The sequence below is a fragment of the Synechococcus sp. WH 8109 genome, assembly GCF_000161795.2.
GTDB lineage: Bacteria > Cyanobacteriota > Cyanobacteriia > PCC-6307 > Cyanobiaceae > Parasynechococcus.
Genome location: NZ_CP006882.1, coordinates 1,593,828 through 1,619,576 on the forward strand (window position 1 = coordinate 1,593,828; position 25,749 = coordinate 1,619,576).

The 25,749-nt window shown below is 63.0% G+C and carries 26 protein-coding genes; 8 read left to right on the plus strand and 18 right to left on the minus strand.

Going from position 1 to position 25,749, the window contains the following annotated elements; genetic code table 11:
* The first annotated feature begins 41 nt into the window (after nucleotides 1-41).
* Genes Syncc8109_RS08670 through Syncc8109_RS12660 form a run of 5 tightly spaced genes read left to right on the plus strand, consistent with a single transcriptional unit; the run spans nucleotide 42 to nucleotide 3,421 of the window.
* Nucleotides 42-1,181, plus strand: a complete 1,140-nt coding sequence (locus tag Syncc8109_RS08670; protein WP_006851678.1) for an 8-amino-7-oxononanoate synthase — start codon at nucleotides 42-44, stop codon at nucleotides 1,179-1,181.
* A 14-nt stretch (nucleotides 1,182-1,195) separates the two neighbouring features.
* Nucleotides 1,196-1,867 (plus strand): serine aminopeptidase domain-containing protein, encoded by a 672-nt coding sequence (locus Syncc8109_RS08675; protein ID WP_198015254.1) that lies wholly within the window; start codon nucleotides 1,196-1,198, stop codon nucleotides 1,865-1,867.
* On the plus strand, nucleotides 1,849-2,613 hold the full coding sequence (locus Syncc8109_RS08680) for a methyltransferase (RefSeq protein ID WP_025362468.1): 765 nt from the start codon (nucleotides 1,849-1,851) through the stop codon (nucleotides 2,611-2,613). Before Syncc8109_RS08675 ends, Syncc8109_RS08680 begins: the two co-directional genes overlap by 19 nt.
* Nucleotides 2,610-3,269, plus strand: a complete 660-nt coding sequence (gene bioD / locus Syncc8109_RS08685; protein ID WP_025362469.1) for a dethiobiotin synthase — start codon at nucleotides 2,610-2,612, stop codon at nucleotides 3,267-3,269. Before Syncc8109_RS08680 ends, bioD begins: the two co-directional genes overlap by 4 nt.
* The gene (locus Syncc8109_RS12660; protein ID WP_006851889.1) at nucleotides 3,266-3,421 is read left to right on the plus strand and encodes a hypothetical protein; all 156 of its coding nucleotides are present in this window, start codon (nucleotides 3,266-3,268) and stop codon (nucleotides 3,419-3,421) included. The genes bioD and Syncc8109_RS12660 overlap by 4 nt, the downstream gene beginning before the upstream one ends.
* 4 nt (nucleotides 3,422-3,425) lie before the next feature.
* On the opposite strand, the gene Syncc8109_RS08690 is transcribed toward Syncc8109_RS12660, so the two are convergent.
* Nucleotides 3,426-3,743 (minus strand): hypothetical protein, encoded by a 318-nt coding sequence (locus Syncc8109_RS08690; RefSeq protein WP_232202406.1) that lies wholly within the window; start codon nucleotides 3,741-3,743, stop codon nucleotides 3,426-3,428.
* Here Syncc8109_RS08690 and bioA point away from each other — a divergent pair.
* On the plus strand, nucleotides 3,718-5,016 hold the full coding sequence (gene bioA, locus Syncc8109_RS08695; RefSeq protein WP_006851475.1) for an adenosylmethionine--8-amino-7-oxononanoate transaminase: 1,299 nt from the start codon (nucleotides 3,718-3,720) through the stop codon (nucleotides 5,014-5,016). The two genes, Syncc8109_RS08690 and bioA, sit on opposite strands and share 26 nt — an antisense overlap.
* A gap of 11 nt (nucleotides 5,017-5,027) precedes the next feature.
* Here the strand turns inward: bioA and Syncc8109_RS08700 are convergent, their stop codons facing one another.
* Together Syncc8109_RS08700 and Syncc8109_RS08705 are read right to left on the minus strand one after the other, a co-directional pair.
* Complete coding sequence (locus Syncc8109_RS08700; RefSeq protein WP_025362470.1) at nucleotides 5,028-5,300, minus strand: DUF3143 domain-containing protein; 273 nt, start codon at nucleotides 5,298-5,300, stop codon at nucleotides 5,028-5,030.
* The gene (locus tag Syncc8109_RS08705; RefSeq protein WP_006849994.1) at nucleotides 5,242-5,781 is read right to left on the minus strand and encodes a DnaJ domain-containing protein; all 540 of its coding nucleotides are present in this window, start codon (nucleotides 5,779-5,781) and stop codon (nucleotides 5,242-5,244) included. The genes Syncc8109_RS08700 and Syncc8109_RS08705 overlap by 59 nt, the downstream gene beginning before the upstream one ends.
* Before the next feature lie 25 nt (nucleotides 5,782-5,806).
* Here Syncc8109_RS08705 and rsmG point away from each other — a divergent pair, with 25 nt between their 5' ends.
* Complete coding sequence (rsmG, locus tag Syncc8109_RS08710) at nucleotides 5,807-6,538, plus strand: 16S rRNA (guanine(527)-N(7))-methyltransferase RsmG (RefSeq protein ID WP_006851776.1); 732 nt, start codon at nucleotides 5,807-5,809, stop codon at nucleotides 6,536-6,538.
* A 9-nt stretch (nucleotides 6,539-6,547) separates the two neighbouring features.
* Here the strand turns inward: rsmG and Syncc8109_RS08715 are convergent, their stop codons facing one another.
* The 14 genes from Syncc8109_RS08715 to rpsT all read right to left on the minus strand — a co-directional run bounded on the left by Syncc8109_RS08715 (nucleotide 6,548) and on the right by rpsT (nucleotide 23,618).
* A complete protein-coding gene (locus tag Syncc8109_RS08715) occupies nucleotides 6,548-7,747 on the minus strand; it encodes an aldo/keto reductase (RefSeq protein WP_045172790.1) in 1,200 nt (399 codons plus the stop codon).
* Nucleotides 7,747-8,097 carry a ferredoxin gene (locus Syncc8109_RS08720; protein ID WP_232202495.1) on the minus strand — a complete coding sequence of 117 codons (351 nt, stop codon included), beginning with the start codon at nucleotides 8,095-8,097 and terminating at the stop codon, nucleotides 7,747-7,749. Before Syncc8109_RS08720 ends, Syncc8109_RS08715 begins: the two co-directional genes overlap by 1 nt.
* 3 nt (nucleotides 8,098-8,100) lie before the next feature.
* Nucleotides 8,101-8,493 (minus strand): DUF1257 domain-containing protein, encoded by a 393-nt coding sequence (locus Syncc8109_RS08725; protein ID WP_006851551.1) that lies wholly within the window; start codon nucleotides 8,491-8,493, stop codon nucleotides 8,101-8,103.
* On the minus strand, nucleotides 8,493-8,696 hold the full coding sequence (locus Syncc8109_RS08730) for a DUF2997 domain-containing protein (RefSeq protein ID WP_025362472.1): 204 nt from the start codon (nucleotides 8,694-8,696) through the stop codon (nucleotides 8,493-8,495). Before Syncc8109_RS08730 ends, Syncc8109_RS08725 begins: the two co-directional genes overlap by 1 nt.
* A gap of 73 nt (nucleotides 8,697-8,769) precedes the next feature.
* Nucleotides 8,770-9,582, minus strand: a complete 813-nt coding sequence (locus Syncc8109_RS08735; protein WP_006851253.1) for a HEAT repeat domain-containing protein — start codon at nucleotides 9,580-9,582, stop codon at nucleotides 8,770-8,772.
* Between the two features lie 30 nt (nucleotides 9,583-9,612).
* Nucleotides 9,613-9,738 carry a hypothetical protein gene (locus tag Syncc8109_RS13095; protein WP_006850786.1) on the minus strand — a complete coding sequence of 42 codons (126 nt, stop codon included), beginning with the start codon at nucleotides 9,736-9,738 and terminating at the stop codon, nucleotides 9,613-9,615.
* A 30-nt stretch (nucleotides 9,739-9,768) separates the two neighbouring features.
* The gene (locus Syncc8109_RS08740) at nucleotides 9,769-11,523 is read right to left on the minus strand and encodes a sodium:solute symporter family protein (protein WP_025362473.1); all 1,755 of its coding nucleotides are present in this window, start codon (nucleotides 11,521-11,523) and stop codon (nucleotides 9,769-9,771) included.
* A 54-nt stretch (nucleotides 11,524-11,577) separates the two neighbouring features.
* Nucleotides 11,578-12,636, minus strand: coding sequence for a 23S rRNA (adenine(2503)-C(2))-methyltransferase RlmN (gene rlmN / locus Syncc8109_RS08745; protein WP_006851575.1), 1,059 nt, complete (start codon nucleotides 12,634-12,636; stop codon nucleotides 11,578-11,580).
* Complete coding sequence (locus tag Syncc8109_RS08750; protein WP_006850847.1) at nucleotides 12,633-12,785, minus strand: hypothetical protein; 153 nt, start codon at nucleotides 12,783-12,785, stop codon at nucleotides 12,633-12,635. The genes rlmN and Syncc8109_RS08750 overlap by 4 nt, the downstream gene beginning before the upstream one ends.
* Before the next feature lie 35 nt (nucleotides 12,786-12,820).
* A complete protein-coding gene (locus Syncc8109_RS08755) occupies nucleotides 12,821-16,909 on the minus strand; it encodes a DNA-directed RNA polymerase subunit beta' (protein WP_025362474.1) in 4,089 nt (1,362 codons plus the stop codon).
* A gap of 47 nt (nucleotides 16,910-16,956) precedes the next feature.
* Nucleotides 16,957-18,861 carry a DNA-directed RNA polymerase subunit gamma gene (locus tag Syncc8109_RS08760; RefSeq protein ID WP_006851054.1) on the minus strand — a complete coding sequence of 635 codons (1,905 nt, stop codon included), beginning with the start codon at nucleotides 18,859-18,861 and terminating at the stop codon, nucleotides 16,957-16,959.
* A 48-nt stretch (nucleotides 18,862-18,909) separates the two neighbouring features.
* A complete protein-coding gene (rpoB, locus tag Syncc8109_RS08765) occupies nucleotides 18,910-22,203 on the minus strand; it encodes a DNA-directed RNA polymerase subunit beta (RefSeq protein ID WP_006850482.1) in 3,294 nt (1,097 codons plus the stop codon).
* 281 nt (nucleotides 22,204-22,484) lie between these two features.
* Nucleotides 22,485-23,273: a TatD family hydrolase gene (locus Syncc8109_RS08770; protein WP_025362475.1), complete on the minus strand. Its 789-nt coding sequence runs from the start codon at nucleotides 23,271-23,273 to the stop codon at nucleotides 22,485-22,487.
* A 48-nt stretch (nucleotides 23,274-23,321) separates the two neighbouring features.
* Nucleotides 23,322-23,618 (minus strand): 30S ribosomal protein S20, encoded by a 297-nt coding sequence (rpsT, locus tag Syncc8109_RS08775; RefSeq protein ID WP_006851634.1) that lies wholly within the window; start codon nucleotides 23,616-23,618, stop codon nucleotides 23,322-23,324.
* A gap of 108 nt (nucleotides 23,619-23,726) precedes the next feature.
* Here rpsT and hisD point away from each other — a divergent pair, with 108 nt between their 5' ends.
* Nucleotides 23,727-25,034: a histidinol dehydrogenase gene (gene hisD, locus Syncc8109_RS08780; RefSeq protein WP_006850063.1), complete on the plus strand. Its 1,308-nt coding sequence runs from the start codon at nucleotides 23,727-23,729 to the stop codon at nucleotides 25,032-25,034.
* Here the strand turns inward: hisD and rpiA are convergent.
* Nucleotides 25,027-25,746 carry a ribose-5-phosphate isomerase RpiA gene (gene rpiA, locus Syncc8109_RS08785; protein ID WP_006850809.1) on the minus strand — a complete coding sequence of 240 codons (720 nt, stop codon included), beginning with the start codon at nucleotides 25,744-25,746 and terminating at the stop codon, nucleotides 25,027-25,029. The two genes, hisD and rpiA, sit on opposite strands and share 8 nt — an antisense overlap.
* Nucleotides 25,747-25,749: the final 3 nt, after the last annotated feature.

The following is a 25,749-nucleotide window of genomic DNA, read 5'->3' on the forward strand; positions in this document are numbered from 1 at the left end:
CTGCGGCCATCCTTGTTCAGGGCGGATTCCAGACTGTTGTAATGCGGGACCATGCTTCTCCCATCCCTTCAGCCCGCCGCCGACGCCTGCGGAGCTTGAACTCCGGCCAGGAGCCCTGGCAGCTGCAGGATCCTGCCGGAGCCGGCCAGCTCGTTGATCTGGCTAGCAACGACTACCTCGGGCTCAGCCGTCATCCCGATGTGCTCGCAGCGGCATCTGAGGCCATGGCCTCAGATGGCCTCGGTGCCGGTGGATCTCGCCTGATCACCGGAACCCGACCACGCCATCTGGAGCTGGAAGCAGCACTCGCCACCTGGCTAAACCGGGACCGGGCGCTGCTATTCCCCAGCGGATTTCAAGCCAACATTGCCGCCTTAACGGCCCTGAGTGACAGGCACACCACGGTGTTGGTGGACCGGCTGATCCACCACTCGCTGCTGGCCGGCGTCCGCACCAGTGGGGCGCGGCTGCAACGCTTTGCCCACAACGATCTTGAAGATCTCGACCAGCGGCTGCAGCGGCTCAAGCCGACAACACGACCGCCACTGGTGGTAACTGAAAGCCTGTTCAGCATGGAAGGCACCAGCCCTGATCTGCAGGGCATGGCCGACCTTTGTGCCCACCACGGTGCACAGCTGCTGGTGGACGAAGCCCATGGCCTGGGGGTCCTGGGGCCCGGCGGCCGTGGGCTTTGCCATGGGCTCCAACGGCCAATGGCCTTGGTGTGCGGCACCTTCGGCAAAGCCTTCGGCAGCGGAGGTGCGTTTCTAGCTGGAGACAACACCACGATGGAGCTGCTGCTGCAAACAAGTGGGGCCTTCCGCTACACCACGGCCCTGGCCCCACCGCTGGTTGCGGGAGCCCAGGCTTCCCTGCGCTTGATCCAATCCCACCCCAACTGGGGAAGCAAGCTGAGCCAGCGCTCGGAACGCTGGAGGACGGCGCTGGCGCACCAGGGCTGGGCGAAACCAGCAGGGCACGGCCCAGTTCTCCCCCTGTTGGTCGGGGACGACCAGGACGCGCTCGACCTTCAGCAAAAGCTGGAGCAGGCGGGGCTGCTGTCTGTGGCGATCCGGCCGCCCACCGTGTCGGAGGGGACCGCCCGTTTGCGCCTGGTGCTGCGGCGGGACCTGCCGGAGGGCACATTGGAGCAACTGCTCGCAGCCCTCGGCTCTCGATGATGCAGGTCCTGGCGATGCATGGTTGGGCTGGCCAGGCCGGCACCTGGTCCCACTGGCGTCAACGTTTTGAAGATGGTGGAGCGAAATGGTCCAGCGCGGACCGGGGCTACGACGGCGGTGAGGCCGTTGCTCCGGCATGGCCCCCCGGCCCAGGACACAATCTGTTGATCGCCCACTCCCTGGGGCTGCACCTGCTGCCGGCAGCTGTTCTGGCGCAGGCCGATGCGGTAGTGCTGCTGGGCAGCTTCAGGGCCTTCGTGCCCCAAGGACGGGCAGGGCGGGCGGTGGCGGTGGCTCTGAAGGGGATGCAGGCGGCTCTGGGCACCGACCAGGAACAGACGATGCTCGAACGCTTCCTCGACAAAGCCGCTTCACCCAATGCCCGCAGCGCCCTGCCCCCAGCCCCCCTGCTGCAGGGTTTGACGAGCCTGGGGCGCCAGCGGCTGCAGCAGGATCTGGAGCTTCTGGCGCGCTGCCAGAGCCTGCCAAAAGGCTGGCCTGAAGCGGTGCCAGTGCTGGTGGTGCAGGGCGAACAGGACGCTGTGGTGCACGCCGCATCGGCGCAGCAGCTGATCGATGACCTCGGAGCGCAGCCGCTGACCCTGCATCGGGATCCGAATTGGGGCCACGCACTGATCACACCAACGGTGCTCTCGGTGGTGCTGCAATGGCTGGAAGCCCTGTGATTCGCCCCGACGAGGTGCTGGAACGCTTCAGTCGCGCAGCACCGACCTACGCAGGCGAAGCGTTGCTGCAACGGGCTATGGCCTGGCGCCTGGCCCAACTGAGCCGTCGCTACTCCATCCGGCGCGGCCTGTGGGCTGACCTGGGCAGCGGCACCGGTCATCTGGCCGCAGCCCTGGAAGTCGCTCATCCAGGGCAGCAGGTGATCCGCCTTGACGGAAGTGCCGCCATGTTGAACAGCCACCCCTATGGAACACACACCCTGCGGCATGACCTGAGCCACGGGTTACCGGACTGGAGTGAGCCACCGCAACTGCTGGCCTCCAGCTTTGTTTTGCATTGGTTGCCGGATCCAGCCCAGCAGCTTCGGCGTTGGGTGGATGCACTGCCGAAGGGGGGCTGGCTGGCCCTGGCGGTGCCGGTGGCTGGAAGTTTTCCGCAATGGCAGCACGCCGCCCGGGCAGCGAATCAAACCTGCACGGCCTTGTCCATGCCGGTGCGGGAGCAACTGATGGCAGCCTTGCCGGATGGCGCGGTGCAACGGGACGAGTGCCTGAGCTTCACCCAAAACGCCGGCAATCCACTGCGGCTGCTGCGACCGATGAGCAACATCGGCGCCTCCGTCACCAACGGGGGCCAGCTCTCCCCAGGACAATGGAAGGCCATATTCCGGGCTTGGCCCCAAGCCGATGCATCAACCGGGTTCGCCCTGACCTGGAGGATGTGGGTCCTGATGGTGAAGCGATGAACGGCAGCGTCAGTCGCCTGGTGGTATGCGGAACCGACACGGACGTCGGCAAAACCGTGGTGAGCGCGTGGCTCGTGCAGGGGCTTCAGGCCAGCTACTGGAAACCGGTGCAGAGCGGACTGGAGGGCGGCGGTGACCGCGAGCGGGTGCGGCAGCTGTTGAACCTCCCGCCGGAACGGATGCTGCCCGAGGCCTATGCCTTCCGAGAGCCGGTCTCCCCCCACTGGGCCGCCGAACTGGACGACACGCCACTCGACCCAGTCCAACTCGCCATTCCCCAGCATCAGGGATCCCTGGTGGTCGAGACAGCTGGAGGGTTGATGGTGCCCCTCACCCGCAACTGGCTCCAGATCGATCAACTGGTGGAGTGGCAGTTGCCCATCGTTCTAGTGGCCCGCAGTGGACTGGGTACCCTTAACCACACCCTGCTCAGCCTGGAAGCGCTGAGACGGCGGAATCTCAAAGTCTTGGGACTGATCCTCAACGGCCCCCGCCACGCCGACAACCCGGGGACCCTCAAGCAGTTCGGTGACGTCCCCGTTCTGGCGCAGCTCTTCCCCCAGGCCTCCCTCTCAGCAACGGTTCTGGAGCGGCTTTGGCACGAGCAGAATCTCACCACTACATTCCGAGAAGTGTTGAAGCGCTCGTCCCCGTGACTTCACGTCAAACACTCGCAACCCTGGCTGTTTCAGCACTCTGCGTTGGGATTCTGGTGCTGTTCACCGACATCGAGATGCGGCTGGTGCGCTGGGTCAACTGCAGCGCCATCGCCACAGAGGCGGAAAAGAACAGTGACGTCTGCCGCTGACCACTCAGCCCAGGGCCTTAGAACCAGTGGGGCAGGTGCCCAGACGCATCGCGGCATGGCGCACGGCGACCCGCAACGGCCAGCCGTGACTGAGTTCAGCCTGGATCACCTCCAGCTGGGACGATGACCAACCCCGCAGCTCGAGATCACTGCGAATCGATTGCCAGTCGCCCTCAGCAACAACAAGACTTCGCTTGGCTGACGGCTCAGGCCGCGTGGTGGGAACAAAACGCTTGGATTGACGACGGGTGCGTGGGGCAGCCATCCGGGGCATCTCCAACAGCTCGAGATTCAATATGACAAAAGCTGCCGCTGCTGCCATGGGGTCAATCCGCCATCCGAATCTGTGGCCACCCTTCACCCAGATGGCCAGCGCAGCCAACTCCCAACGGGTGGTGTCCGGAGAGGGTGCCCTGCTGATCCGTGAACAGGGGGAGCCGCTGATCGATGCCATCAGCAGCTGGTGGGTCACCCTGCACGGCCATGCCCATCCGGTGTTGGCCAAGGCCATCGCCGATCAGGCCGCCCGCCTCGAGCAGGTGATTTTTGCCGACTTCACCCATGAGCCTGCGGAACAGCTGGCCGTACGCCTGAGCGGCCTCTGCGGCCTGCAACGGCTGTTCTTCTCCGACAACGGCTCCACTGCGGTGGAAGTAGCGCTCAAGATCGCCTGCCAGTGGTGGGCCAACCGGGGCCAACCGCGCTATCAGATCGTCGCTTTCGACGGGGCTTACCACGGCGACACCTTCGGAGCGATGGCCGTTGGCGAACGCAACCTGTTCAGCGCCCCCTTCGAAGACAAGCTCTTTCCCGTCGCCCGGGTTCCCTGGCCGACCACCTGGTGGGACGACGATGCCGTGGAGGCCAAGGAATCGGCGGCACTCGAGGTGCTCGAACGCGTGCTGGAGACACCGACAGCGGCGGTGATCCTCGAGCCGCTGCTGCAGGGGGCCGGCGGCATGGCCATGGTGCGGCCCGAATTTCTGCGACAGGTGGAGACACGCACCCGCCAGGCGGGAGCACTGCTGATCGCCGATGAAGTGCTCACCGGCTTCGGACGCTGCGGCGACTGGTTCGCCAGCCGGCGGGCGGGCATCCGGCCTGATCTGATGGCGCTGTCCAAAGGCTTGACGGGTGGATGTCTGCCGATGGGAGTGACCATGGCCAGCGAAGCTGTGTTCGAAGCCTTCGTCGGTGACGACCCCTGCCTGACCCTCTGGCACGGCCACAGCTTCACGGCCAATCCGCTGGGCTGCGCCGCGGCCAACGCCAGCCTCGACCTGCTGGAGCGTAACCCCGCTGCCTTTCAACAGTTCGAACAACGGCATCGTCCGCACCTCGAACGGTTGGCGCGCCATCGGAAGGTGCAACATCCCCGGCTGACGGGGACGGTGGCCGGCTTCGACCTCGTTGTGGAGGGGAGCTCGGGCTACCTCAACCCGGCGGGGCCGAAGCTGAAACGGCTGGCAATGGAAAACGGCGTCTTCCTCCGCCCCCTGGGCCAGGTGGTCTATCTGCTGCCACCGCTCTGCATCAGCGATGCCCAGCTGGAACGCTGCTATTCGGTGCTGGAAAAGGCCCTCGATCAGCTCTGAAGCTTGTGGCCTCAGGGCCCCGCCTGAATCGCCGCCTCGACATCGGCCCTGGAGAGGCCATAGGGCAGCGAACACTGCACCATCGCCTCCAGGGAACCCGGGTGCCAGATCACTTTGAGGTCCTCCCGTTCCAGCAGCAACAGTGCTCTCCATTCAGAACGCTCGAGCATCCACTGGCAGGGGGTGTCGTCCATGCGGACGGCACCCAGCTGCTGGAGCCAGGCCTCAAGCGCCGGGAGAGAGTGCTGATTCAGCGGGGTGCTCTCCGGGGGCAGGGCGGCCATCAAATTGCGAACGCACGGATGTGTTCTGAGTCTGCTCATCCGCCAGCCAACTCGGCGACACCTGCCAATCGCGACCCTGGGCAAGAGCCACCCCCAACCCCAGCACCAGGCTGAGCAACAGCGCGATGGTCAACAGCACCAGCGAGAACCATTCGCCACCGGAGAGGGGCCTCCGTTGACCAATGCCCTGCCAGGCATCCGGGCGGGACTGACGCTGCAGGGGCGAGGGCGATGACGGCGCCTGGGCGCCAAGACTGAGGGTTGCTTGGCTCTGGCGCAACAGAACGTCGTAGGACTCCTTGAGCTGCTGAAAAGCAATGCTGGCCTGCTCCGGCGGCAGTTGCGTGGTGTCGGGATGCAAGGCCTTGGACTGGCGTCGAAAAGCCTGGCGCAAGGTTTCAGCGTCAACCCCGGGACGCACGCCAAGCCGTTCGTGATGGCTGGGGCGGGCTTCGGACACAGGGGACGGTCGGTCCTTCATCCTAAGAAGAGTTGTTGCTGCAGCCATGGCCGCCACCGCGCCTGAACCGGCGTTCTGGGACGCCCTGGGATGGCAGCCATCGCGGGCGCAGCGCGACCAGCTGGTGGAGCTTCAGGGCCTGCTGCATAGCTGGAATGAACGGGTCAACCTGACGCGCCTGGTAAACGGCGACGATTTCTGGATTGGTCAGGTCTTCGACAGCCTCTGGCCGCTGGCGGGGGAACTCCAGTCAGCGGACGAGCCGCAGAACTGGATTGATGTGGGAACCGGGGGAGGCTTCCCCGGCCTCGCCATCGCTATTGCCCTTCCCCAGGCACAGGTAACCCTGCTGGATTCCGTCGGGCGCAAGACCGCCGCCGTGGAGGCCATGGCCAGCAGCCTGGGACTTGCCGATCGGGTGCGGGTCCGCACCGAGCGGATCGAAACAACAGGGCGCGATCGCCACTTCCGCGGCAGCTTCGATCGGGCCGTGGCCCGGGCTGTAGCAGCCGCTCCTGTGGTGGCCGAATACCTCGTGCCCTTGCTGAAAAGCGACGGCCTGGCCCTGCTGTATCGGGGCCAGTGGACTGACAGCGATGCCGTGCCGTTGAACAGGGCCCTGCGCCTGCTGAAAGCCCGTCTGATCGAGGTGCAGCACCGACAACTGCCCGGTGATCGCGGCACGCGTCACCTTCTGCGGGTGCAACCGAACGCCCCCTGCCCCCGCAGCTACCCAAGGGCCGTGGGAACGCCCAGCCGGGACCCTCTTGGGAACTAAGACGAACGCTCAGACACTCGACAAGCGCATCTGGGATTCGCCCTTGAGCCGCTGCTTGAGGCTACGCAGAATCTCTGGGATGCGCTCACGCCATGGGCTCTCCTGCAGCACGCTCTGCAGCTCTTCGGCACTGACCTCCCTATCAAAGCCATCGGCATTGGCCCCGGAAAACCAGTGGCCGCCGGAGCCCAACAACCCATAGCGGGCCTTGGCGTAACTCTCGAGATCCCATGCCTCCAGCAGGTTGTACAACCAAAGCAACACCGGCAGGTTGATCTCCCCGGGCGTCGCATGCCAAGGCGGCAGCCCGACGGACCAGGAAGCCATCCAGTCATGACCCAATGATTCATCGGCCGCTTGCCGAAGCCGCTGATCCACAGGAGCAATCAAGGACGCTGCCTCCGGCAGCAGGCGCAACGCCTCAAGGTGAAGCTCGAGATCCTCCGGCCGGGCCGCTCCCACGCTGATGGTATGAACCCGCGGATCCTGGAGACAGAACAGGTCGTTGAAGACGATGGGATGCAGCGGTGAACACAGCTCCAACAGCCGTTGAGATGGGGTGTGCAGATGACCGCCTTTGTCGGTGGGACTGATGATGAACACCCCCATGTCCTGACGGCGGGCCGCATCCAAAGCGGGACCGTTGTCCTGGCGGATGTAATACCAGTGCAGATTCACGTAATCGAAGGCACCGGAGTCGCAGGCCTCTGCGATCAAGGCTGTGGGGCCATGGGTGGAGAAGCCCACATGACCAATGCGGCCCTTCGCCTGCCAGCGGCGCACCACCTCCATGCAACCCCCGGGCTGAAGGGTCTGCTCGAGATGCTCCGGCAGGTTGATGCCATGGATGGCCAGTAAATCCAGGCGATCACAGCCCAACCGCTCAAAACTGAGCTCCAGCTCCGCCTCGAAGGCGGCGGGATCGGGCCGGGGAGGCACCTTGCTCTGCAGCAGACGGGAAGGGTCGGGTGTGCGCGGGAGGGCCCAACCCAGCTGACGCTCGGAGCTGCCGTAGTGCCGCGCCGTTTCCACGTGGTGAAAGCCCAGATCTACCGCGCGCTTCAGGGTCGCCTCGAGCTGGGTCTGCGACGCAGACGTGATCTGATCGGCAGGAAGGTCGGTCCAGCTCTGCTGAAAGCGCATTCCCCCGAGAGACAACAGGGGGATTTCAAGCTCCGTGCGGCCGAATCGGCGGGTGGGGAGCGCCATCAACCCTGGGGACGCGGTTGCAGATTCTGGTGAATCAGGTTTTGCCGCAGCGTTTCCAACGATTCAAAGGGAACCCAGTGAATGCAATCCACAGGACAGGTGTCGATGGCCTCCTGAATGCACTCGGTGGAGTCACCGTCCTGTCGGATGGCCCTTGAGCGTCCCAGCTGGGGCTCTACAACAAAGGTGTTGGCGGCCACGTGGGCGCAGTAGCGGCAACCGATACAAACCGCTTCATCCACCCAGACAGCCTGATCGCGCATGTCACCCCCGAGCAGGGGTTCCCTCCCGGTGGCCTGTTCTTGCGGCCGAGCAGGGGCAGAAAAGGCGTGAGACGAAGGATCAGCCAGGATTCAGGCGTCCCAGCGGGTCACCACGAGTTCGATCGAGCCATCCTCGGTTTGGGTCTGCTCGGCAACCTGAAATCCTTCCTTGGTGGTGGCAGCCAGAACCGTGTTCAGGGCGTAGCGCTGAGTGAGTTTGGAGAGAAAACGTTCCACGGGGATCTGTTGCTTCCACAGATCGAGGTCGGTGACCAGCTCATAGGACTCCGATGTGCTGTTCCAGCGGAAGCCGATATCACCACCCTCCTGCACGGCGATGGCCAGGTCAGCGGTGACGGTCTGACCGCGGTAGCCGCGCACGGGACGCTCACCCTGATCAGGTGCATAGCCCATGTCTTCCAGGGCTTTCACCAATGGCTCCAGCTGACGCAGTTCGGTTTTGACGGTGCTGAAATGCGACATCAGTTCAAATGAGCGGGAAGAGACTGGGACTGGACCTCAGGCTGCAGAAACGCTTCGGATGTGGACTCCTGACGTTCAACCGTTCCAAGAGCAGCTTCCACTTCTTCAGTGAGCTGCTGGCACGCTTCCCCTGCAACACCCTCGACCTGCTCTTCCACACGGCCATCAGGCCGGATGGTGAAGCGAATGGTCTTTTGGGGCATCGAGAAACGTGATTTGCGCAGCAGCCTAGTGGGGGTCTCCCCCGAATGTTGCCTTTCTCGTTACACAGCTCAGTTACAGGATGAAACCGTCGTTGATCAACGCCTGCAGGCGTTCCAGCACCAGCGGATCCTCCAGCTGCTCGAGGGCGGTTCTGGCCTCATCGCGCACGGAGATCTCTCCGTCATGGAGCAGGGCACTCACCAAAGCCTCAACGATCTCAGCTTGCCGCGGCTGCACCAGCTGATCCATCAAACGGCCCAAAGCCCAGATGCAGTTGCTGCGCACCACCGCTTCACTATCGATGCGCAAACTCACCAGCAATTGCCCCGCCGCGGGGTCGGCCTTGACCGGGGAACGGCTGCCGGCCTCCGCCAGGGAACCTGGACACCAGAGGCGCACTGCTGCGACATCCGTCTGCAGCGCCCGGATCAACGGATTGAGCACCGGAGCATCGGGGAAGTTGCCCAGGCTCCAGGCCGCAGCCTTGCGGACGTAGGCATTGGCATCGAGCTGCAGCAGCTGCAACAACGGCTCAACAGCCGGCGGCGATGGATTGCGGCCCAAGGCGTAAACAGCACTCATCCGCTCCACCGGACAGGAGTTCTGGAGCAAGGGCAGCAGCAGGGCAATCGACCGGGGATCACGGTGTTCACAGAACACCTGCAGGCCCTGCAGCCGTTCTCCATGGTTGCCACGCAACCAGACCAAACCCTGGTCACAGGCCCGGGCAATCTTCAGAGAGGAATCCTGCTCGGCGTCATCGAGCTGGATCGCATCAAGCGGATCAACGTCGTCTTCCGCCGCCAGCTCACGCGCCAGCAGATCAGGATCCACAGAAAGGCTGGACAGCCCCTGGTCCTTCTGTTGGCTGCGGTCGTCAGTCATGCGGGGATGCTACGGGAGCCATTCCAGGGCTCAACCCATGGGAGCTGGAGCCAGCATGTCACCGGGAAGCCAGATGCGGGCACTCACAGCGAACAACGCCAGGACAAACAGAAGAACAATCAGAGCCGGCAGAAGGGTGGAACGAAAAAACGACACCGGAATACGCCAATCAAGGCGCCATTCTGCTCAAGAGGGCACGGCAGCGACACGCCGCCGCAGCTGCCAGATCGAAAGGATCAGCACCGACAGACCAATCCAGCCACTCCACTGTTGATGCAACAGGAAGCCTCCGGTGCCGAGCAGGCCGCCAAACAACACACCACAGGCCAGCACGAAGCGCCGCAGCATGGCGGGCAACGACTCCATCGGCATGACGCCGAAGCGCTGGCGCAGGCGTGACCAACCGGGGCCCGGAGGACGCACCGTCCGCACAAACCGCTCCAAAACAGCGTCCGATTCCGGCGGTGTGCAAAGCATCACCGCCAACCAGACCACAGCGGAGAGGCCGGTGATCACCGCAATGCGAACCCCGTAATCCTCAATCCGAACCAGGGGCACCACCGAGGTGAACAACCCAATGAAGAACCCGCAGAGCATCGCCGACAGCTCCGCCGCGGCGTTCACGCGCCACCAGAACCAGCGCAGCACCAGAACCACACCGGGGCCTGACCCGATCGCGATCACCAGCCGAAACACCGTGCCGATGCTGTCGCTGATCAAAGCGGTGATCACCCCAAGAACGAGCAGCAAAACCGTGGTGAGTTGTCCCACCAGCAACAGCTCCCGCGGACCAGCGGAGGGGCGAACAAAGCGCTGATAGAGGTCGTGGGTGAGGTAGCTGGCTCCCCAGTTCACCGAAGTGCTCACGGTGCTCATGAACGCCGCCACCAGAGAGATCACCACCAGGCCGAGCGCCACCGGGGGCAGCAGTTGCACGGCCAGGGCGGGATAGCCGAGCTCAAGATCAGCTCCGGCCGGCAACAGCACTAGGGCCGCCAACGCGACCACGATCCAGAGCCAGCTGCGCACCAGGTAATTCACCACCAGAAACACCCACCCCGCCAGCCGCGCCTGCTGCTCATCGCGGGTGGCCAGCATGCGCTGAATGAACTCGCCACCCCCATCACTGCGGCGGAAACTCCACCACTGCACAGCGATGTAGGCCGTGAACATCGGGATGCTGATGCCACTGCCCTGCAACCAGCGGAAGCCGGAGTCATCCCAGGTCCAGGGCACCAGAGACAGCAGCTCCGGCCGCTGCAGCGCCTGCAGTTGCTCCAACAGCGCTGTCATCCCTCCTGAGGCATGGAGGGCAGCCGCGGCCACGGCCAGGGCGCCTGCCAAGGCCAGCACAAGCTGGACCAGATCGGTAACCACGACGGCCCAGAGCCCACCGGCCACGGTGTAACTCATCACAAGCAGGGCCACGACCATCAAGAGCCAGACCGTGTCCGTCAGTCCCAGTGCAGCGGGTTGCCCCGACACCAGCCCCAGCGCTTCCACCACCTTGCGGAGGGCAAGGAAGGCATAGCCGATGCCGATGCAGTTCACCGGAACTGCCAGCAGAAAAGCCTTGATGCCGCGCAACCAAGCCGCCGCCGCTCCGCCGTAGCGCAGCTCGGTGAAGGCGGCGTCCGTGAGCACACCGCTGCGGCGCCAGAGGGGTGCGAAGACAACGGCCATGGCCACGTGGGCCAAACCAAAGCTCCACCACTCCCAGTTGCCCGCCAGGCCGCGGGCACCCACCAGGCCGGCGACGTAGAGCGGCGTATCGATGGAGAAGGTGGTGGCCGCCATCGAGGCGCCGGCCAACCAACCGTTGAGACGGCGGCCTGCCACGAAATAATCCGCCTCGCCGCTGTTGCGACGGGCCAGCCACAACCCCAACACCAGGGTGAGAACGAGGTAAGCAGCGAGAAGCAGCCAATCGATCGCTGTCATGCGCAGACCCTTTGCCTCAGCAGTCTGCTGAGGCAAAGGCCATCAGCCCACCCTTCAGCTGCCGGAGGAGTTGGGGGCCATCTGCTGACGCCGGAGCTGACCGCAGGCCGCATTTTGATCGAGACCCCGGCTGGCCCTGAGGCTCACGGCAACACCACGTCGTTCCAAAACGCGACGAAACACCTCGATCCGCTGCGGGGTTGGTCGTTTGAACTCCTCCTCCTCGATCGGGTTGTAGGCGATCAGGTTCACGTGGCTCTGGAAACCGCCAACGCGATCCGCCAGCTCTGCGGCGTGCTCGGGCTGATCGTTGAGTTCACCGAGAAGGATGTACTCAAAACTCACCCGCCGACCGGTCACATCCAGATAGTGACGGCAATCCTCGAGCAAAGCGTCATAGGGGTAGGCATGGGCTGTGGGAATGAGCTCCTCGCGCAGACGCTGGTTGGGGGCATGGAGACTCACCGCCAGGGTGAACTGGGCGCGGCCCAGCCGCTGCATGGCCAGTTCCGCAAGTTGCGGCAAGGTTTTCGGAACACCCACCGTGCTAACGGTGATGCGCCGTTGGCCGATGCCGAGGTCATCATTGAGGCAGCGGATCGCCTCCAGCACAGCACTGCTGTTGAGCAGGGGCTCGCCCATGCCCATGAACACGATGTGGGAGGGACGGCGATCCATCGCCTCACGCACACTCAGCACCTGATCCACAATTTCGTGGGTCTGAAGTGAACGCTGCAGCCCCCCTTTGCCGGTGGCGCAGAAGCGGCAGGCCATGGGACAACCCACCTGGCTGGACACACAGACGGTGAGCCGTTGGTCGGTGGGAATCCCGACGGTTTCAATGGTTTCGCCGTCCTCGGTGGAGAGCAGCAATTTGGTTGTGGCATCCGTGGCCACCGAACGATGCACTTCCTTCAGCCGGCCCACATCAATGCCGCCCTCCAACAAGGCGGCACGCCAGGTCTTGGGGAAGACCGTGATGTCGGCCAGGGATCGAGCCCCCTTGGCATAGATCCAGTCATGGAGCTGGCGGCCGCGGAAAGGCTTTTGCCCCTGGGCGACGGCCCAGTCCTGCAGCTCGGCCGCGCTGCGACCCAGCAGAGCCTGGGTCACCAGATCAGCAGACCGTGGCCAAGCTTGATCTCCACCGCCATCAGGGCGATGAAGCCAAGCATGGCCAGACGTCCATTCAGCCGCTCGGTATGGGTGTGGAACCCATATTTGGGCAGGCGTCTCTTGGGGATCTCAGTGGGCTCAAGCATGGAAGGGGCTGCGATGGTGAACGATTGAGCGGAGCTCATTCGTCAGAGAGCAGGCCCTCTTCCTGAAGGCCCTCAACGGCTTCAGCATCGACCACCTGCTCTTCCTTCAGCTCATTGTCGGCGTCCGGACGGGTGAATGCGGCGAAGTTGCTCGCCGAGGGGTCGATGTTGTGGCGGGTGCGGGTGGCCTCGAGGTCGGCGTCACTGGGGTCATCCAGCACTGCACTGGCGCTGGCCGCAGGGGGCATGTCGACGGTGTAGTCGGGACGCAGGTTTTGCATGCGGCGGTAGCCGGCCGGATCCTCCGACAGGATGTCCGGGTGGGGGCCAGCCTCCTTCTGCAGCTCTTCTTCGAAGCCGCTAAAGCCGGTACCTGCAGGAATCAGGCGACCGATGATCACGTTCTCCTTGAGACCGCGCAGCCAATCGCTCTTGCCCTCGATGGCAGCTTCAGTGAGCACCCGGGTCGTCTCCTGGAAGGAGGCAGCGGAGATGAAGCTGTCGGTGTTGAGCGACGCCTTGGTGATACCCAGCAGAACGGGGGTGAACTCGGCGGGAGCACCACCGGTGATCGCCATGGCCTGGTTGGTGTCTTCCACCTGACGCAGTTCGATCAGCTCACCCGGCAACAGGGTGGTGTCACCGGCATCTTCGACCCGCACCTTGCTGGTCATCTGACGGACGATCACCTCGATGTGCTTGTCGTCAATCGAAACGCCCTGGGACTTGTAGACGTTCTGAACCTCAGTCACCAGACGGTGCTGCAGGTTGGCGATTGCCTCCTGAGCGGCCTCCATCAGGGGTTTGCGGCTGCGCAGATCTTCGAAGTAGCACTCGAGCAACTCGTGGGGGTTGATCGGGCCATCGGTCAGCAGTTCACCAGCGGTGACCTGTTGGCCGTCGCTCACCATGATGTTGCGGCCGAGCAGGATCGGATATTCACCGATTGCGTCATCGGATTCGATCACGTTGACGGCGAGGGAATCGTCGTCTTCACCCTGCTTGATCTCAACGGTGCCGGGCTTCTTGCAGAGAATCGCGGATTCACGGGGGCGACGGGCCTCCAGCAATTCCTCGATTCGGGGCAGACCCTGAACGATGTCACCGGTCTTCTGGCGTTCGAACACCAGCAGGGCCAGGCCATCACCGCGCTGCACCAGATCTCCATCGCGCACGTGCAAGACGGAGTCGGGAGACACCATGTAGGGGCGTCCCAGACGCAGGGTGACGCTGTTGCCGCTGACGGCCTCGATCTCACCACAGCAGCTGGAGGTTTCGCCGTCGGCAAGGGCGTCGCCATCGACAATCCGCTGACCGACGCTCACCACCGGCTTGCCGGAGGTGCTCAGGGTGGTGGTGTCTTCGGGGCGTTCCACGATCATCCGACGCACCGGGTCGGCTTCCGTGGCTTCAGGCAACTGGGCCACACCGGCCTGCTTACAAAGGATCTGCGTGGTGGCGACGACATCGCCAGCCTTCACTGACACGCCATCTTCGACCTGCAGCTCGGTGTGGGTTGAGCCGTGGCTGGAGTCGGACATGGTGTCGCGACGCACCAGGATCGACTCGAGGATCACGAGGCGCAGACGGGAAATGGTCTTGGCCCGCTTGTCGGGAGCCTTCTCCACATCCACCGTCATCTGCGGGGTGGTGTCGAAGGTCTCGAGCAGCAGCTGGGTCTTGAGCAGCTCCACACCTTCAACGGACTTGATCAGTTCGTTGTCCTTGAAAGCCAGACGCTGGGTGGCCTTGATGCCGAGGTGAGGGCCATTGGCCTGCTTCACATGGGACAGCTCAGGCAGCTGGGCCTCGTTGGGAATGGTGTACTCCTCAACCGGACGCAGCAGCAGCCCCTTGCCTTCGGGTGTCTCCACCGTCTGCACGTACTTCATCGTGTCAACGGAGAGCCCCTTGGCGATGTCCTCACCGGGGTTGACCATCTGGCCATCACCCTCGAAACGCTCCAGTGCCTTGGCATCGGTGCAGAGGTGGAACTCACCACTGCGAACGATAATTTCGCGCAGGATGTCGTTCTTCTGGGTGACGGTGACGATGCCCGCGGTCTGGCTGAAGATGTCTTTCACAACCTCGGTGCCGGCCTCGATCCACTGACCGTCGGTGATCATCAACAGGGAGATGTCCTTGTTGATTTCGTGGGTCTCCTGGGGGATCCACAGCAGGGTGCCGCCCTTGTTGACCTCGTAGCCGTTTTTGGCGGAACGGGCCTTCTTGATCGCCAGACCAGGGGCGAACTTCACCAGACCACCGGTGCCAGTGCGGAAGCGGTCATCCGCCAGTTCAGCGATGACCTCGCCGGAACCGATCTTGCTGCCGGGGATGGTGTTGAGGCGGTAACGGGTACCGTCCTTGGCCTCAAGATTCCAGATCTCACCGGAGTGGGTGGACTCCTCCAGCAGTTTGAAGTCCTTGAGGGTCATCGCCGTGGTGACGATCTGCACCTCACGGGAATCACCGATGGAGTCTCGCAGGCGCACTTCACCGCCGTACTCACTGCGCTGGCTAGCTTCCGCCAGCACCTGACCCTCAGTGACCTGGGTCTCACTGCCGACCACGGGCTGAGCGTTGGGCGGCAGGTTATAGACGTCGCCGGAAAGCACCCACATCCGGCCGAGACGCTGGGCCTTGAGGGTGATGTTGCCCTGACGGTCGGTGACCTCACGGGGCTGAATCGCCTCCTCGTAACGCACCTGGCCGGCCAGGTCGCAGATCACGTCCTTGGTGGCCTTCTCCACACTCTTCTTGACCGCACCGGCGGCGATCTGCGCCACCGTGACGTCGGCATCGATGTCAGCACCGTTGTCAACGAACAACAGGGAGCCGTTAGTGATCTCGATCTTCTGGGCCTTGCCCTTGCCGGACGGCTTGATCGTGAGGTTGAAATCAACCTCAGCCTGTTGGGCGTTCACACCGTGGGGAGTGCGGTAAGGACGCACACGCGCCTTGCTGCCGAACTCGACGGTGCCCGCCACCTTGGAGCGAACCACACCGGTTTCAGCGGTGGACACACCACCGGTGTGGAAAGTCCGCATGGTGAGCTGGGTTCCAGGCTCACCGATCGACTGGGCCGCGATGATGCCGACGGCTTCACCCAGATCGACCAGTTCGTTGTGCGCCAGTGCCCAGCCGTAACACTTGCGGCAGACGGAACGGTTGGCTTCGCAGGTGAGTGGCGAACGCACGCTCACGGCCTTCACGCCAGCGGCCTCGAAGGACTTGGACAACGGCGGATCGATTTCGGTGTCGCGCTCGGCCAGCACCTCGCCATCGGCATTCACCACCTGGGCGGCGGTCAAGCGACCCACAAGCCGGCTGCCGAATTTGCCGTCCTCAGCGTCCACCACGATGTGGCGGGTCGTGCCGCAGTCGTCCTCACGGACGATCACATCCTGGGCAACGTCCACCAGACGACGGGTGAGGTAACCGGAGTCAGCGGTGCGCAGCGCCGTATCCACCAGACCCTTCCGGGCGCCATAGGAGGAGATGACGTACTCGGTGACCGTCAGACCCTCACGGAAGTTGGTGCGGATCGGAAGGTCAATGATTTCTCCCTGCGGGTTGGCCATCAGGCCGCGCATGCCCACCAGCTGACGCACCTGGGACATGTTTCCCCGGGCGCCGGAGTTGGCCATCATCCACACCGAGTTCAGCGGTGCGTTCTCGTCAAAGTTCTTTTTAACGGCATCCACCAGACGCTCGTTGGTCTCGGTCCAGGTGTCGATCACCTTGGTGTGACGCTCCACCTCAGTGATTTCACCCAAGCGATAGCGCTCCTCAGTGGCGGTGATCTGTTCCTCGGCCTGACCCAGCAGATCCTTCTTCGCCTCGGGCACCTTGAGGTCGTCGACGGAGATCGACACAGCCGCCTGGGTGGCGTACTTGAAGCCGAGATCCTTGAGGTTGTCGGCCATGGACGAAGTCACCGCCGTGCCGTGGTTCTTGTAGGACCAGGCGACGAGCTGCTTGAGGGCCCGCTTGTCGATGACCTGGTTGCGGAACGGCGGTGGGGTCTTCGAGAGCGGACGAGATGCGCTCACGGGAGCCTCTTTGGCGGCCTTGGAGGCTTTGCTGGATTTGGACTTGCGGGATTTCGAGGACGAGGTCATGGCTGCGCGCGGATCAGGAGTTAAGGAGGAAGGACGTCTGGCTTGATTCAGGCGGCGGCCACCGCGTCGATGATCGTGTGATTCATCACCACACGGCCCACGGTGGTGAGGATGTAGCGACTGATCAGGGCACCGTCTTCATCAAAACGGTCGCGGCGATAGCTCCACTCTTCGATACGCGTGCCATCGCTGAGGGATTCGCTCTTGCTGGGCGCATCCAGCTCTTCATCGTCCTGAACTTCACCGTTGAAGCGAACCCACACCCAGTCGTGCAGACCGATCCGGTTGTCTTCGAAGGCATGGATGACATCCTCTAGACCCGCAAAAGTGCAGCTGCGATCGCCGAAGTCGGGCTTGGAAGCACCGGGTTGAAGCGCCGTCAGGTAGTAGGAACCAAGCACCATGTCCTGGGACGGGGTGATGATCGGCTCACCGGTCGCAGGCGACAGGATGTTGTTGCTGGCCAGCATCAGCATGCGGGCCTCGGTCTGCGCCTCGATGGCCAGAGGCACGTGGACGGCCATCTGGTCACCGTCAAAGTCAGCGTTGAAGGCTGGGCAGACGAGGGGGTGCAGCTGAATGGCGCGGCCATCAACCAGCTTGGGTTCGAAGGCCTGAATGCCGAGACGGTGCAGGGTTGGAGCACGGTTCAGCAGGATCGGGTGACCGTCGATCACCTCTTGCAGCACCTGCATCACTTCATCGTCGGCCCGCTGAATCAGCTTCTTGGCCGCCTTGATGTTGTTAACGATGTTCTGGCGGATCAAACGGTGGATCACGAAGGGCTGGAACAGCTCGATCGCCATCTCCTTGGGCAGACCGCACTGGTGCATCTTCAGTTTCGGACCCACCACGATCACTGAACGACCGGAGTAGTCGACCCGCTTACCCAGGAGGTTCTGACGGAAGCGGCCCTGCTTGCCTTCAATGATGTCGCTCAGTGACTTGAGCGGACGATTGTTGGCACCCACCACGGTGCGACCGCGACGACCGTTGTCGATAAGGGCATCGACGGCCTCCTGGAGCATCCGCTTCTCGTTGCGGACGATGATTTCAGGGGCCAGGATTTCCTGGAGCCTCGCCAGACGATTGTTGCGGTTGATCACCCGCCGGTAGAGATCGTTGAGATCGCTGGTGGCAAAGCGACCACCGTCGAGCTGCACCATCGGACGCAAATCGGGCGGAATCACCGGGATCACATCCAGCACCATCCACTCGGGACGGGCGTTGGTGGCGATGAAGTTGTCGATCACGCGCAGACGCTTGATCAACTTGGCGCGCTTCTGACCTTTGCTGCCGTTGATCTCTTCCCGCAGCTGTTCAGCCACTTCATCGAGGGTGAGGTCTTCCAGCAGTTGCTTGAGGGCCTCAGCACCTATGCCCACCACGGGCTCGTTCTCGATCTCGGAATCTTCGGCATAGATCTCGTCTTCAATTTCCAGCCACTCGTCTTCCGTGAGCAGCTGCTTGTACTTCAGGTCCTTATGGTCGCCGGGATCCAGCACCACGTAGCAGTTGAAGTAGACGATCTGCTCGACATCCCGCAGGGGCATGTCCAGCAAGATGGCCACATAGCTGGGGATCCCTTTCAGGTACCAGACATGGGAGACGGGGGCCGCCAGCTTGATGAAGCCCATGCGGTGACGACGCACACGGCTCTCGGTGACCTCCACACCACAGCGTTCACAAACGATGCCCCGGTGACGCACCCGTTTGTACTTGCCGCAATGGCATTCCCAGTCTTTAGAGGGGCCAAAGATCTTTTCGCAGAACAGCCCGTCCATCTCGGGCTTGAGGGTGCGGTAGTTGATGGTCTCCGGCTTGGTGACCTCACCGACAACCTGGCCGTTTGGCAGGGTGCGCTGTCCCCACTCCATCACCCGATCGGGTGATGCGAGGGTGATCTTGACGTAATCGAAGTGGTTCTCGGTGCGGAGGTTGCTGTTGGTCATTGACGGTTAAGGAAGAAGGAGCGGGGAATCGGTTCGTTCGTTGATCCGTCAGTCCTCGTCGTAATCCGCGACGCCGAGGGATTCGTAGGTGGGCCTGCTGGGGGTGCTGCGACGTGGGTTCACGTCCTGCATCAGATCCACTTCCTTGCCTTCGTCGGTGTAGACGGCGATGTCCAGACCCAGGGACTGAAGCTCGCGCATCAGCACTTTGAAGGATTCCGGTGTACCCGGGCGGGGAATCGGCTTGCCCTTGACGATGGCGTTGAGGGCCTCGTTGCGGCCCTGCATGTCGTCGGACTTGACAGTAAGCAGTTCCTGCAGGGTGTAAGCGGCGCCATAGGCCTCGAGTGCCCACACCTCCATCTCACCCAGACGCTGACCACCTTGTTGTGCCTTACCGCCCAGGGGCTGCTGGGTAACAAGGGAGTAGGGACCGGTGGAACGGGCGTGAATCTTGTCGTCCACCAGGTGAACCAGCTTGAGGAAATGGGAGTAGCCCACGGCCACTGGCTGGTCGAAGGGCAGACCTGTGCGGCCATCCCGCAGCTGCAGCTTGCCGGGATCCTCAGGGTCGTACACCCACCCCTTCCCGGGCTGCTTGGCGGCTTCCTTGAGGAAGGTCTCGACGGTCTGCTGGGACTTCTCAGCACCGTGCATCTCATCGAAGGGAACAATGCGCACGCGGCAATCCAGGTTGGACGCTGCCCAACCCATCAGCAGCTCGAACACCTGACCCACATTCATCCGGCTCGGCACACCCAGGGGGTTGAGCACGATGTCGACCGGAGTGCCGTCGGGCAGATAGGGCATGTCCTCCCGGGGAAGGATGCGGCTGATGATGCCCTTGTTGCCGTGGCGGCCGGCCATCTTGTCGCCGACCTGGATCTTGCGGCGCTGGGCCACATAAACCCGCACCACCATGTTGGCGCCGGGGGGCAGCTCATCACCCTGTTCACCGGTATAGATGCGCACATCCACAACGCGGCCACGCTCGGTGCCGGGCACCCGCAGGGAGTTGTCGCGCACATCGCGCGCCTTCTCACCGAAGATCGCGCGCAGCAGCTTCTCTTCCGGCGGCTGATCGGATTCACCCTTGGGCGTCACCTTGCCCACGAGGATGTCGCCGCTTTCAACGAAAGCGCCCACGCGGATGATGCCCATCTCGTCGAGGTTGCCAAGGCTTTCCTCAGCGACGTTGGGAATTTCGCGGGTGATCTCCTCAGGTCCGAGCTTGGTCTGACGCGCTTCGATCTCGTACTTCTCGATGTGAACAGAGGTGTAGAGGTCCTCGGTGACAAGACGCTCACTGACCAGCAGCGCGTCCTCGTAGTTGTAACCCTCCCAGGGCATGTAGGCGATCAGAACGTTCTGACCCAGGGCAATCTCACCGCCTTCACAGGCCGAGCCATCCGCCATCACCTGACCGACGATCACCGGATCGCCGCAGCGGACGATTGGGCGCTGGTTCAAGCAAGTGTCCTGGTTGGAGCGCTGATATTTCTGCAGGAAATGGGTGTGGTCGTTGCCGTCCTCGTCCTGCACAACGATGGCGTTGGCATCCACATAGGTGACGGTGCCATTGACGCGAGAGATAGGCACCATGCCGGAGTCTCGGGCCACCTGGGTTTCCAGGCCGGTGCCCACCAGGGCACGTTCAGGACGCAGCAATGGAACAGCCTGACGCTGCATGTTGGAGCCCATCAGAGCGCGGTTGGCGTCGTCGTGCTCCAGGAAGGGGATCAGGGACGTTGCCACGGAGATCACCTGGACCGGTGACAGGGCGACGTAGTCGACCTGCTCAGGGGGGACCTTCTCGAAGTCCTGGCGGTAACGCACAGGAATCAGATCCGCCGAGATCCGGCCGTCGTCGTCGGTGGCCACGTCACCAGGGGCGACGCGTACTTCGTCTTCCCGGTCTGCAGACAGGTAGATCGGATCGCCATCCTTCAGAACGACACCGTTCTCCACCTTCCAGAACGGCGTTTCAATGAATCCGTACTCATTGACCCGGGCGTGGGTGGCCAGGGAGTTGATCAGACCGGCGTTAGGGCCTTCCGGCGTCTCAATCGGGCAGAGACGGCCGTAGTGGGAGGGGTGAATGTCGCGGACGGCGAAGCCGGCACGCTCACGGGTGAGACCGCCGGGTCCAAGGGCCGAGATGCGGCGCTTGTGGGTGAGCTCAGCCAGAGGGTTGGTCTGGTCCATGAACTGGCTCAGCTGGCTAGAGCCGAAGAACTCCTTGATCGCCGCCACCAGCGGCTTGGGGTTCACCAACTGGGCTGGGGTAAGCGAATCGGTTTCGCCGACGGTCATCCGTTCCTTGATGATTCGCTCAAGACGGTTCAGACCCACCCGAACCTGGTTCTGCAGGAGTTCGCCCACGGAACGCACGCGGCGGTTGCCGAGGTGGTCGATGTCATCGAGGCTGGCGCCACCGACATCCAGTTCCAGGTTGATCAGGTAATCGAGCGTGGAGAGCACGTCCTCATGGGTGAGGGTGCGCACCGTGTCGGGGATGGTGAGGCGCAGCTTCTTGTTGATCTTGTAGCGGCCGACCCGACCGAGGTCGTAGCGCTTGGGATCAAAGAAACGGGTCTGCAGCAGCTGCTGACCACCACTTACAGAGGGGGGTTCACCCGGGCGCAGTTTCTTGTAGAGCTCAAGCAGCGCTTGGTCTTCTGAACTGATGCCCTCGTCGTTGGCGGCATCAATCGACTTCTTGTAGAACTCGGGGTGACGCAGCTTGTCGAGCACATCGTTGTCTGAAAGACCCATGGCACGCATGAGCACGTGCGCGTTGATCTTGCGGGTCTTGTCAACACGAACGTGGAGCAAGTCGTTCTTATCCGTCTCAAACTTCAGCCAGGCACCCCGGTTGGGGATGACGCTGGCGTTGTAGGTGCGCCGGCCGTTCTTGTCCATTTCGTCCTTGAAATAGACACCGGGGCTGCGCACGATCTGGTTCACAATCACGCGCTCAGCGCCGTTGATGATGAACGTGCCGCGCTCGGTCATCAGCGGCAGCTCGCCGATGAAGACCTCCTGCTCCTTGATCTCACCGGTCTCCTTGTTGACCAGGCGGCAGGTCACATACATCTGTGACGCGAAGGTCGCATCGCGGCGCTTGGCCTCTTCCACATCATGGCGGGGGCGCTTCAGGCGGTACTCGCTACCGATGAAGTGCAGCTCCAGCTTGCCGGTGTAATCCGTGATCGGAGAGAAGCTTTCCAGCTCCTCGATCAGACCTTGATCCAAAAACCACTTAAAGCTGGCCCGCTGCACCTCCACCAGATCAGGGAGGTAGGTGGCGGTCTTGGCGACCTGAATCGCGCTGCTGCTCATGCGGGGACCGGCAGAGAGGACGAAGGGACTGGGGAGGACTGGATTGGCGGCAGAAGCTCACCTGACAGGACGATTCGACACAACAGCGGCACCGACGGTTTCCAGGACGGAACCGAGAGCGCCGCTGCTGCTGTTCAGAAATCGCGGGTCAGATCAGCTGACGACGACAAGTGCACCGGAAGGAAATGGACGCTTCAGGCACCACACACAAGACGGAATCTTGCGCATGGCCAGGCCAATACAACATCTTACATATGGACTCGACACCCTTTGAGCTCCGGTTAAGGGAGTCCAAACAAACGCCGGGCGTTGGCGGTGCTGCTGCAGGCCACGCTGTCGAGATCCACGCCGCGGAGCTCGGCCACCCGCGTGGCAACGGATGCCACGAAGGCCGGCTCGTTGCGCTTGCCCCGGCGGGGCACAGGGGCCAGGAAAGGGCAATCGGTTTCCACCAGGAAACGATCCTCCGGCACCTGACGGGCGCAGTCGTGGGTGGGCTCCGCCTTGGGGAAGGTGACGGTGCCGCTGAAGCTGATGTAAAAGCCGAGGTCCAGGAACTGGTGCATTTCAGCGGGGGTGCCGCCCCAGCAATGCATCACTCCTCCGGGGCACCAGCCCTGCGCCTTGCGGGCCCGCAGTTCCTCCAGCATCGGCTCGGCAGCATCCCGGCAGTGAATGATCACCGGGAGATTCAACTCCACCGCCAGGTCCAATTGAGGACGCAACACAGCAAGCTGCTCCTCGAGATTCTTGTCCCGGAAGAGATCGAGACCGAGTTCGCCGATGGCGACCACCCGATCGTCTTCCAGAGCAGCCCGGCGCAACACCGCCACCGTGTCATCTCGCCAATGCTCGGTGTCCAGTGGATGGACGCCGACGGAATAACGCATCTCCGGGAACCGATCTGCCAGGGCACGGATCGCCGGAATTTCGGAGGGTTCGACGCAGGCGTGCAGCAGAGCACCGACCCCAGCCTCACGCCAACGTAAGGCCACCTCATCGAGGTCGTCGTCAAAGTTGCGGAAGACGATGTGACAGTGGCTGTCAATCAACGTCGGGGTGGGGGACACAGCTGGACCGAAACGCGCTTTCGGCCCATTCTGCCGGTTGAAACCGAATCAGCTGGCGGGCTCGAGCACCTTGCGCACGGCCGCACTGAGGCGGGACTTCTGGTTGGCGCCGTTGTTGCGGTGCAGCACACCCACTTTCACGGCCTTGTCGATCTTGCTGAAGGCGGCACGCATGGAGGACTCCACGCTGGACTTGGCTTCATCACCGGGTGTAACGCTGTAGGTGTCACAGGCGGCAAAGCAGCGCTTCATCAGAGTGCGCATCGACGACTTGTAGGTGCGGTTGCGCAGACGGTTGCGCTCAGCAATCTCAATCCGCTTCTTGGCTGACTTGTTATTTGCCACTGAGGCTTCAACGGTGCGAATAATCCAACACCCTACTCCTTGACAGGACCCCCTTACCTGGGTTGTGGAGTCGTAACTTGACTGAAATCTCCCCCTGATCCTTTGTCTGTGAGCCAGCCGGCCGTTGCTCCCCTTCGCATCGTGCGGGATCTGGACCGGGCCCAGACGGAGCTGAAACGGTTGTCGAGCCGCACCACACAAACCCAGCAGGGTGAAGCCCGTCAGCGGGTTGAAGCCATTCTCGCAGCGGTGCGCGACCTCGGTGATGCCGCCATTGCCGACTTCACCGAACGGTTCGATGGCTTCCGGCCCGAACCGATGGAGGTGTCCCCCGAGGCCCTCGAACAGGCCTGGACGTCGCTACCGACCAATCTGCGGGATGCCCTAGAGCTGGCCCATCGCCGCATCACCGACTTCCACCAACGCCAACGTCCCGCCGATCTGGCGGTGACGGGCCCCCACGGCGAACAGCTTGGGCGGCGCTGGCGGCCGGTGGAGCGGGCGGGTCTCTACGTGCCCGGAGGACGGGCGGCTTACCCCAGCACCGTGCTGATGAATGCGGTGCCAGCCCGGGTCGCCGGCGTCAAAGACGTGGTGATCTGTTCCCCCGCCGGACGTGATGGTGCTGTGAACCCCGTGGTGCTGGCAGCGGCCCACCTGGCCGGCGTGAAAACGGTGTTTCGCCTCGGAGGTGCCCAGGCTGTAGCCGCCATGGCCTATGGCAGCGAGAGCGTTCCCAAAGTGGACGTGATCAGTGGTCCCGGGAACCTCTACGTCACCCTGGCGAAACAGGCGGTGTACGGCCAGGTGGCCATCGATTCCCTAGCGGGACCAAGCGAAGTGCTGGTGATCGCAGATCACTCCGCCAAGTCCGATCAGGTGGCAGCAGATCTGTTGGCGCAGGCGGAGCACGACCCTCTGGCGGCGGCGGTGCTGATCACCACTGACCCTGCACTGGCCGACGGGATCAACGCCGCAGTTGCCGAACAGCTGGCCGATCACCCCCGCCAGGAGATCTGCGAAGCCGCTTTACGGGACTGGGGGCTGGTGGTGGTCTGCGACGACCTCGAAAGCTGTGCCCGCCTCAGCGACAGCTTCGCCCCCGAACACCTGGAGCTGCTGGTGGAGCGGCCCGAACCCCTGGCGGATCGCATTCAGAACGCCGGAGCCATTTTCCTGGGCCCCTGGTCTCCAGAAGCCGTGGGGGATTACCTGGCAGGCCCGAACCACACATTGCCCACCTGTGGAGCCGCGCGCTTCAGCGGGGCCCTGAGTGTTGAGACCTTCATGCGCCACACCTCGCTGATCGGTTTCAACCGGGCTGCCCTGGAAGCAACGGGTTCAGCTGTGCAGGAGCTGGCCATCAGTGAAGGCCTGCATAGCCACGCTGAATCGGTGCAGCGGCGCCTCAGCTGAGGCGCTTCTCCAGGCTGCGGACACCGGCAACACCATCGGTGATCTCGCCGACCAACACCTCATCGGTGATGTTGACGAACAGACCGTTCTCCAGAACACCGGGGATGTTGTTGATCGTCTGCTCCAGGGCCACTGGATCGCTGATGCCGCCATCGAGCTTGGCGTCCAGCACCAGGTTGCCCTGATCGGTGACCACAGGGCCGGCCTTGCGCTGGGCCATGCGCAGATCAGCACTGCCCCCGAGAGCTTCCAGCTGCTGCTTCACCTGTCGCCAGGCCCCGGGAAGCACTTCCACCGGCAGCAGAAAACCGAGGTTGAGACGGTCAACCAGTTTGGTGGAGTCCACGACCACAACAAAACGATCCGCCCGTGCCGCCACGAGTTTTTCCTGCACGTGGCAAGCGCCACCACCCTTGATCAATTGGAAGCCAGGGTCGACTTCGTCGGCACCATCGATGGCCAGATCAATCCGGCTTACGGCGTTGAGGCTGAGCAGGGGGATGTTGAGCTCAGCGGCCAGCACCTCTCCCTGGAAGGAGGTGGTGACACCGACGATCTCTTTGAGTTCTCCGCTAGCGAGCTTGGCCCCCAGGCCCTGAATCATCAGGGCGGCGGTGGAGCCTGACCCCAGGCCCAGCACCATGCCATCTTTGATCTGTTCCACAGCGGCATCAGCTACCGCCTGCTTCATCTGGGTCTGTAGATCAGCCATCAG

Coding starts and splice junctions, on each gene's coding strand:
- rsmG (WP_006851776.1), top strand. CDS start 5,807: ATGGCCGCCACCGCGCCTGAACCGGCGTTCTGGGACGCCCTGGGATGG.
- bioD (WP_025362469.1), top strand. CDS start 2,610: ATGAACGGCAGCGTCAGTCGCCTGGTGGTATGCGGAACCGACACGGAC.
- Syncc8109_RS08730 (WP_025362472.1), bottom strand. CDS start 8,696: ATGCCCCAAAAGACCATTCGCTTCACCATCCGGCCTGATGGCCGTGTG.
- bioA (WP_006851475.1), top strand. CDS start 3,718: ATGACAAAAGCTGCCGCTGCTGCCATGGGGTCAATCCGCCATCCGAAT.
- Syncc8109_RS08690 (WP_232202406.1), bottom strand. CDS start 3,743: ATGGCAGCAGCGGCAGCTTTTGTCATATTGAATCTCGAGCTGTTGGAG.
- Syncc8109_RS08740 (WP_025362473.1), bottom strand. CDS start 11,523: ATGACAGCGATCGATTGGCTGCTTCTCGCTGCTTACCTCGTTCTCACC.
- Syncc8109_RS08735 (WP_006851253.1), bottom strand. CDS start 9,582: ATGACTGACGACCGCAGCCAACAGAAGGACCAGGGGCTGTCCAGCCTT.
- Syncc8109_RS08675 (WP_198015254.1), top strand. CDS start 1,196: ATGCATGGTTGGGCTGGCCAGGCCGGCACCTGGTCCCACTGGCGTCAA.
- rpoB (WP_006850482.1), bottom strand. CDS start 22,203: ATGAGCAGCAGCGCGATTCAGGTCGCCAAGACCGCCACCTACCTCCCT.
- Syncc8109_RS08670 (WP_006851678.1), top strand. CDS start 42: ATGCGGGACCATGCTTCTCCCATCCCTTCAGCCCGCCGCCGACGCCTG.
- Syncc8109_RS08755 (WP_025362474.1), bottom strand. CDS start 16,909: ATGACCTCGTCCTCGAAATCCCGCAAGTCCAAATCCAGCAAAGCCTCC.
- Syncc8109_RS08760 (WP_006851054.1), bottom strand. CDS start 18,861: ATGACCAACAGCAACCTCCGCACCGAGAACCACTTCGATTACGTCAAG.
- Syncc8109_RS08750 (WP_006850847.1), bottom strand. CDS start 12,785: ATGCTTGAGCCCACTGAGATCCCCAAGAGACGCCTGCCCAAATATGGG.
- Syncc8109_RS08680 (WP_025362468.1), top strand. CDS start 1,849: ATGGCTGGAAGCCCTGTGATTCGCCCCGACGAGGTGCTGGAACGCTTC.
- rpiA (WP_006850809.1), bottom strand. CDS start 25,746: ATGGCTGATCTACAGACCCAGATGAAGCAGGCGGTAGCTGATGCCGCT.
- Syncc8109_RS08700 (WP_025362470.1), bottom strand. CDS start 5,300: ATGGCCGCCCTGCCCCCGGAGAGCACCCCGCTGAATCAGCACTCTCTC.
- Syncc8109_RS08705 (WP_006849994.1), bottom strand. CDS start 5,781: ATGAAGGACCGACCGTCCCCTGTGTCCGAAGCCCGCCCCAGCCATCAC.
- Syncc8109_RS08715 (WP_045172790.1), bottom strand. CDS start 7,747: ATGGCGCTCCCCACCCGCCGATTCGGCCGCACGGAGCTTGAAATCCCC.
- Syncc8109_RS08725 (WP_006851551.1), bottom strand. CDS start 8,493: ATGTCGCATTTCAGCACCGTCAAAACCGAACTGCGTCAGCTGGAGCCA.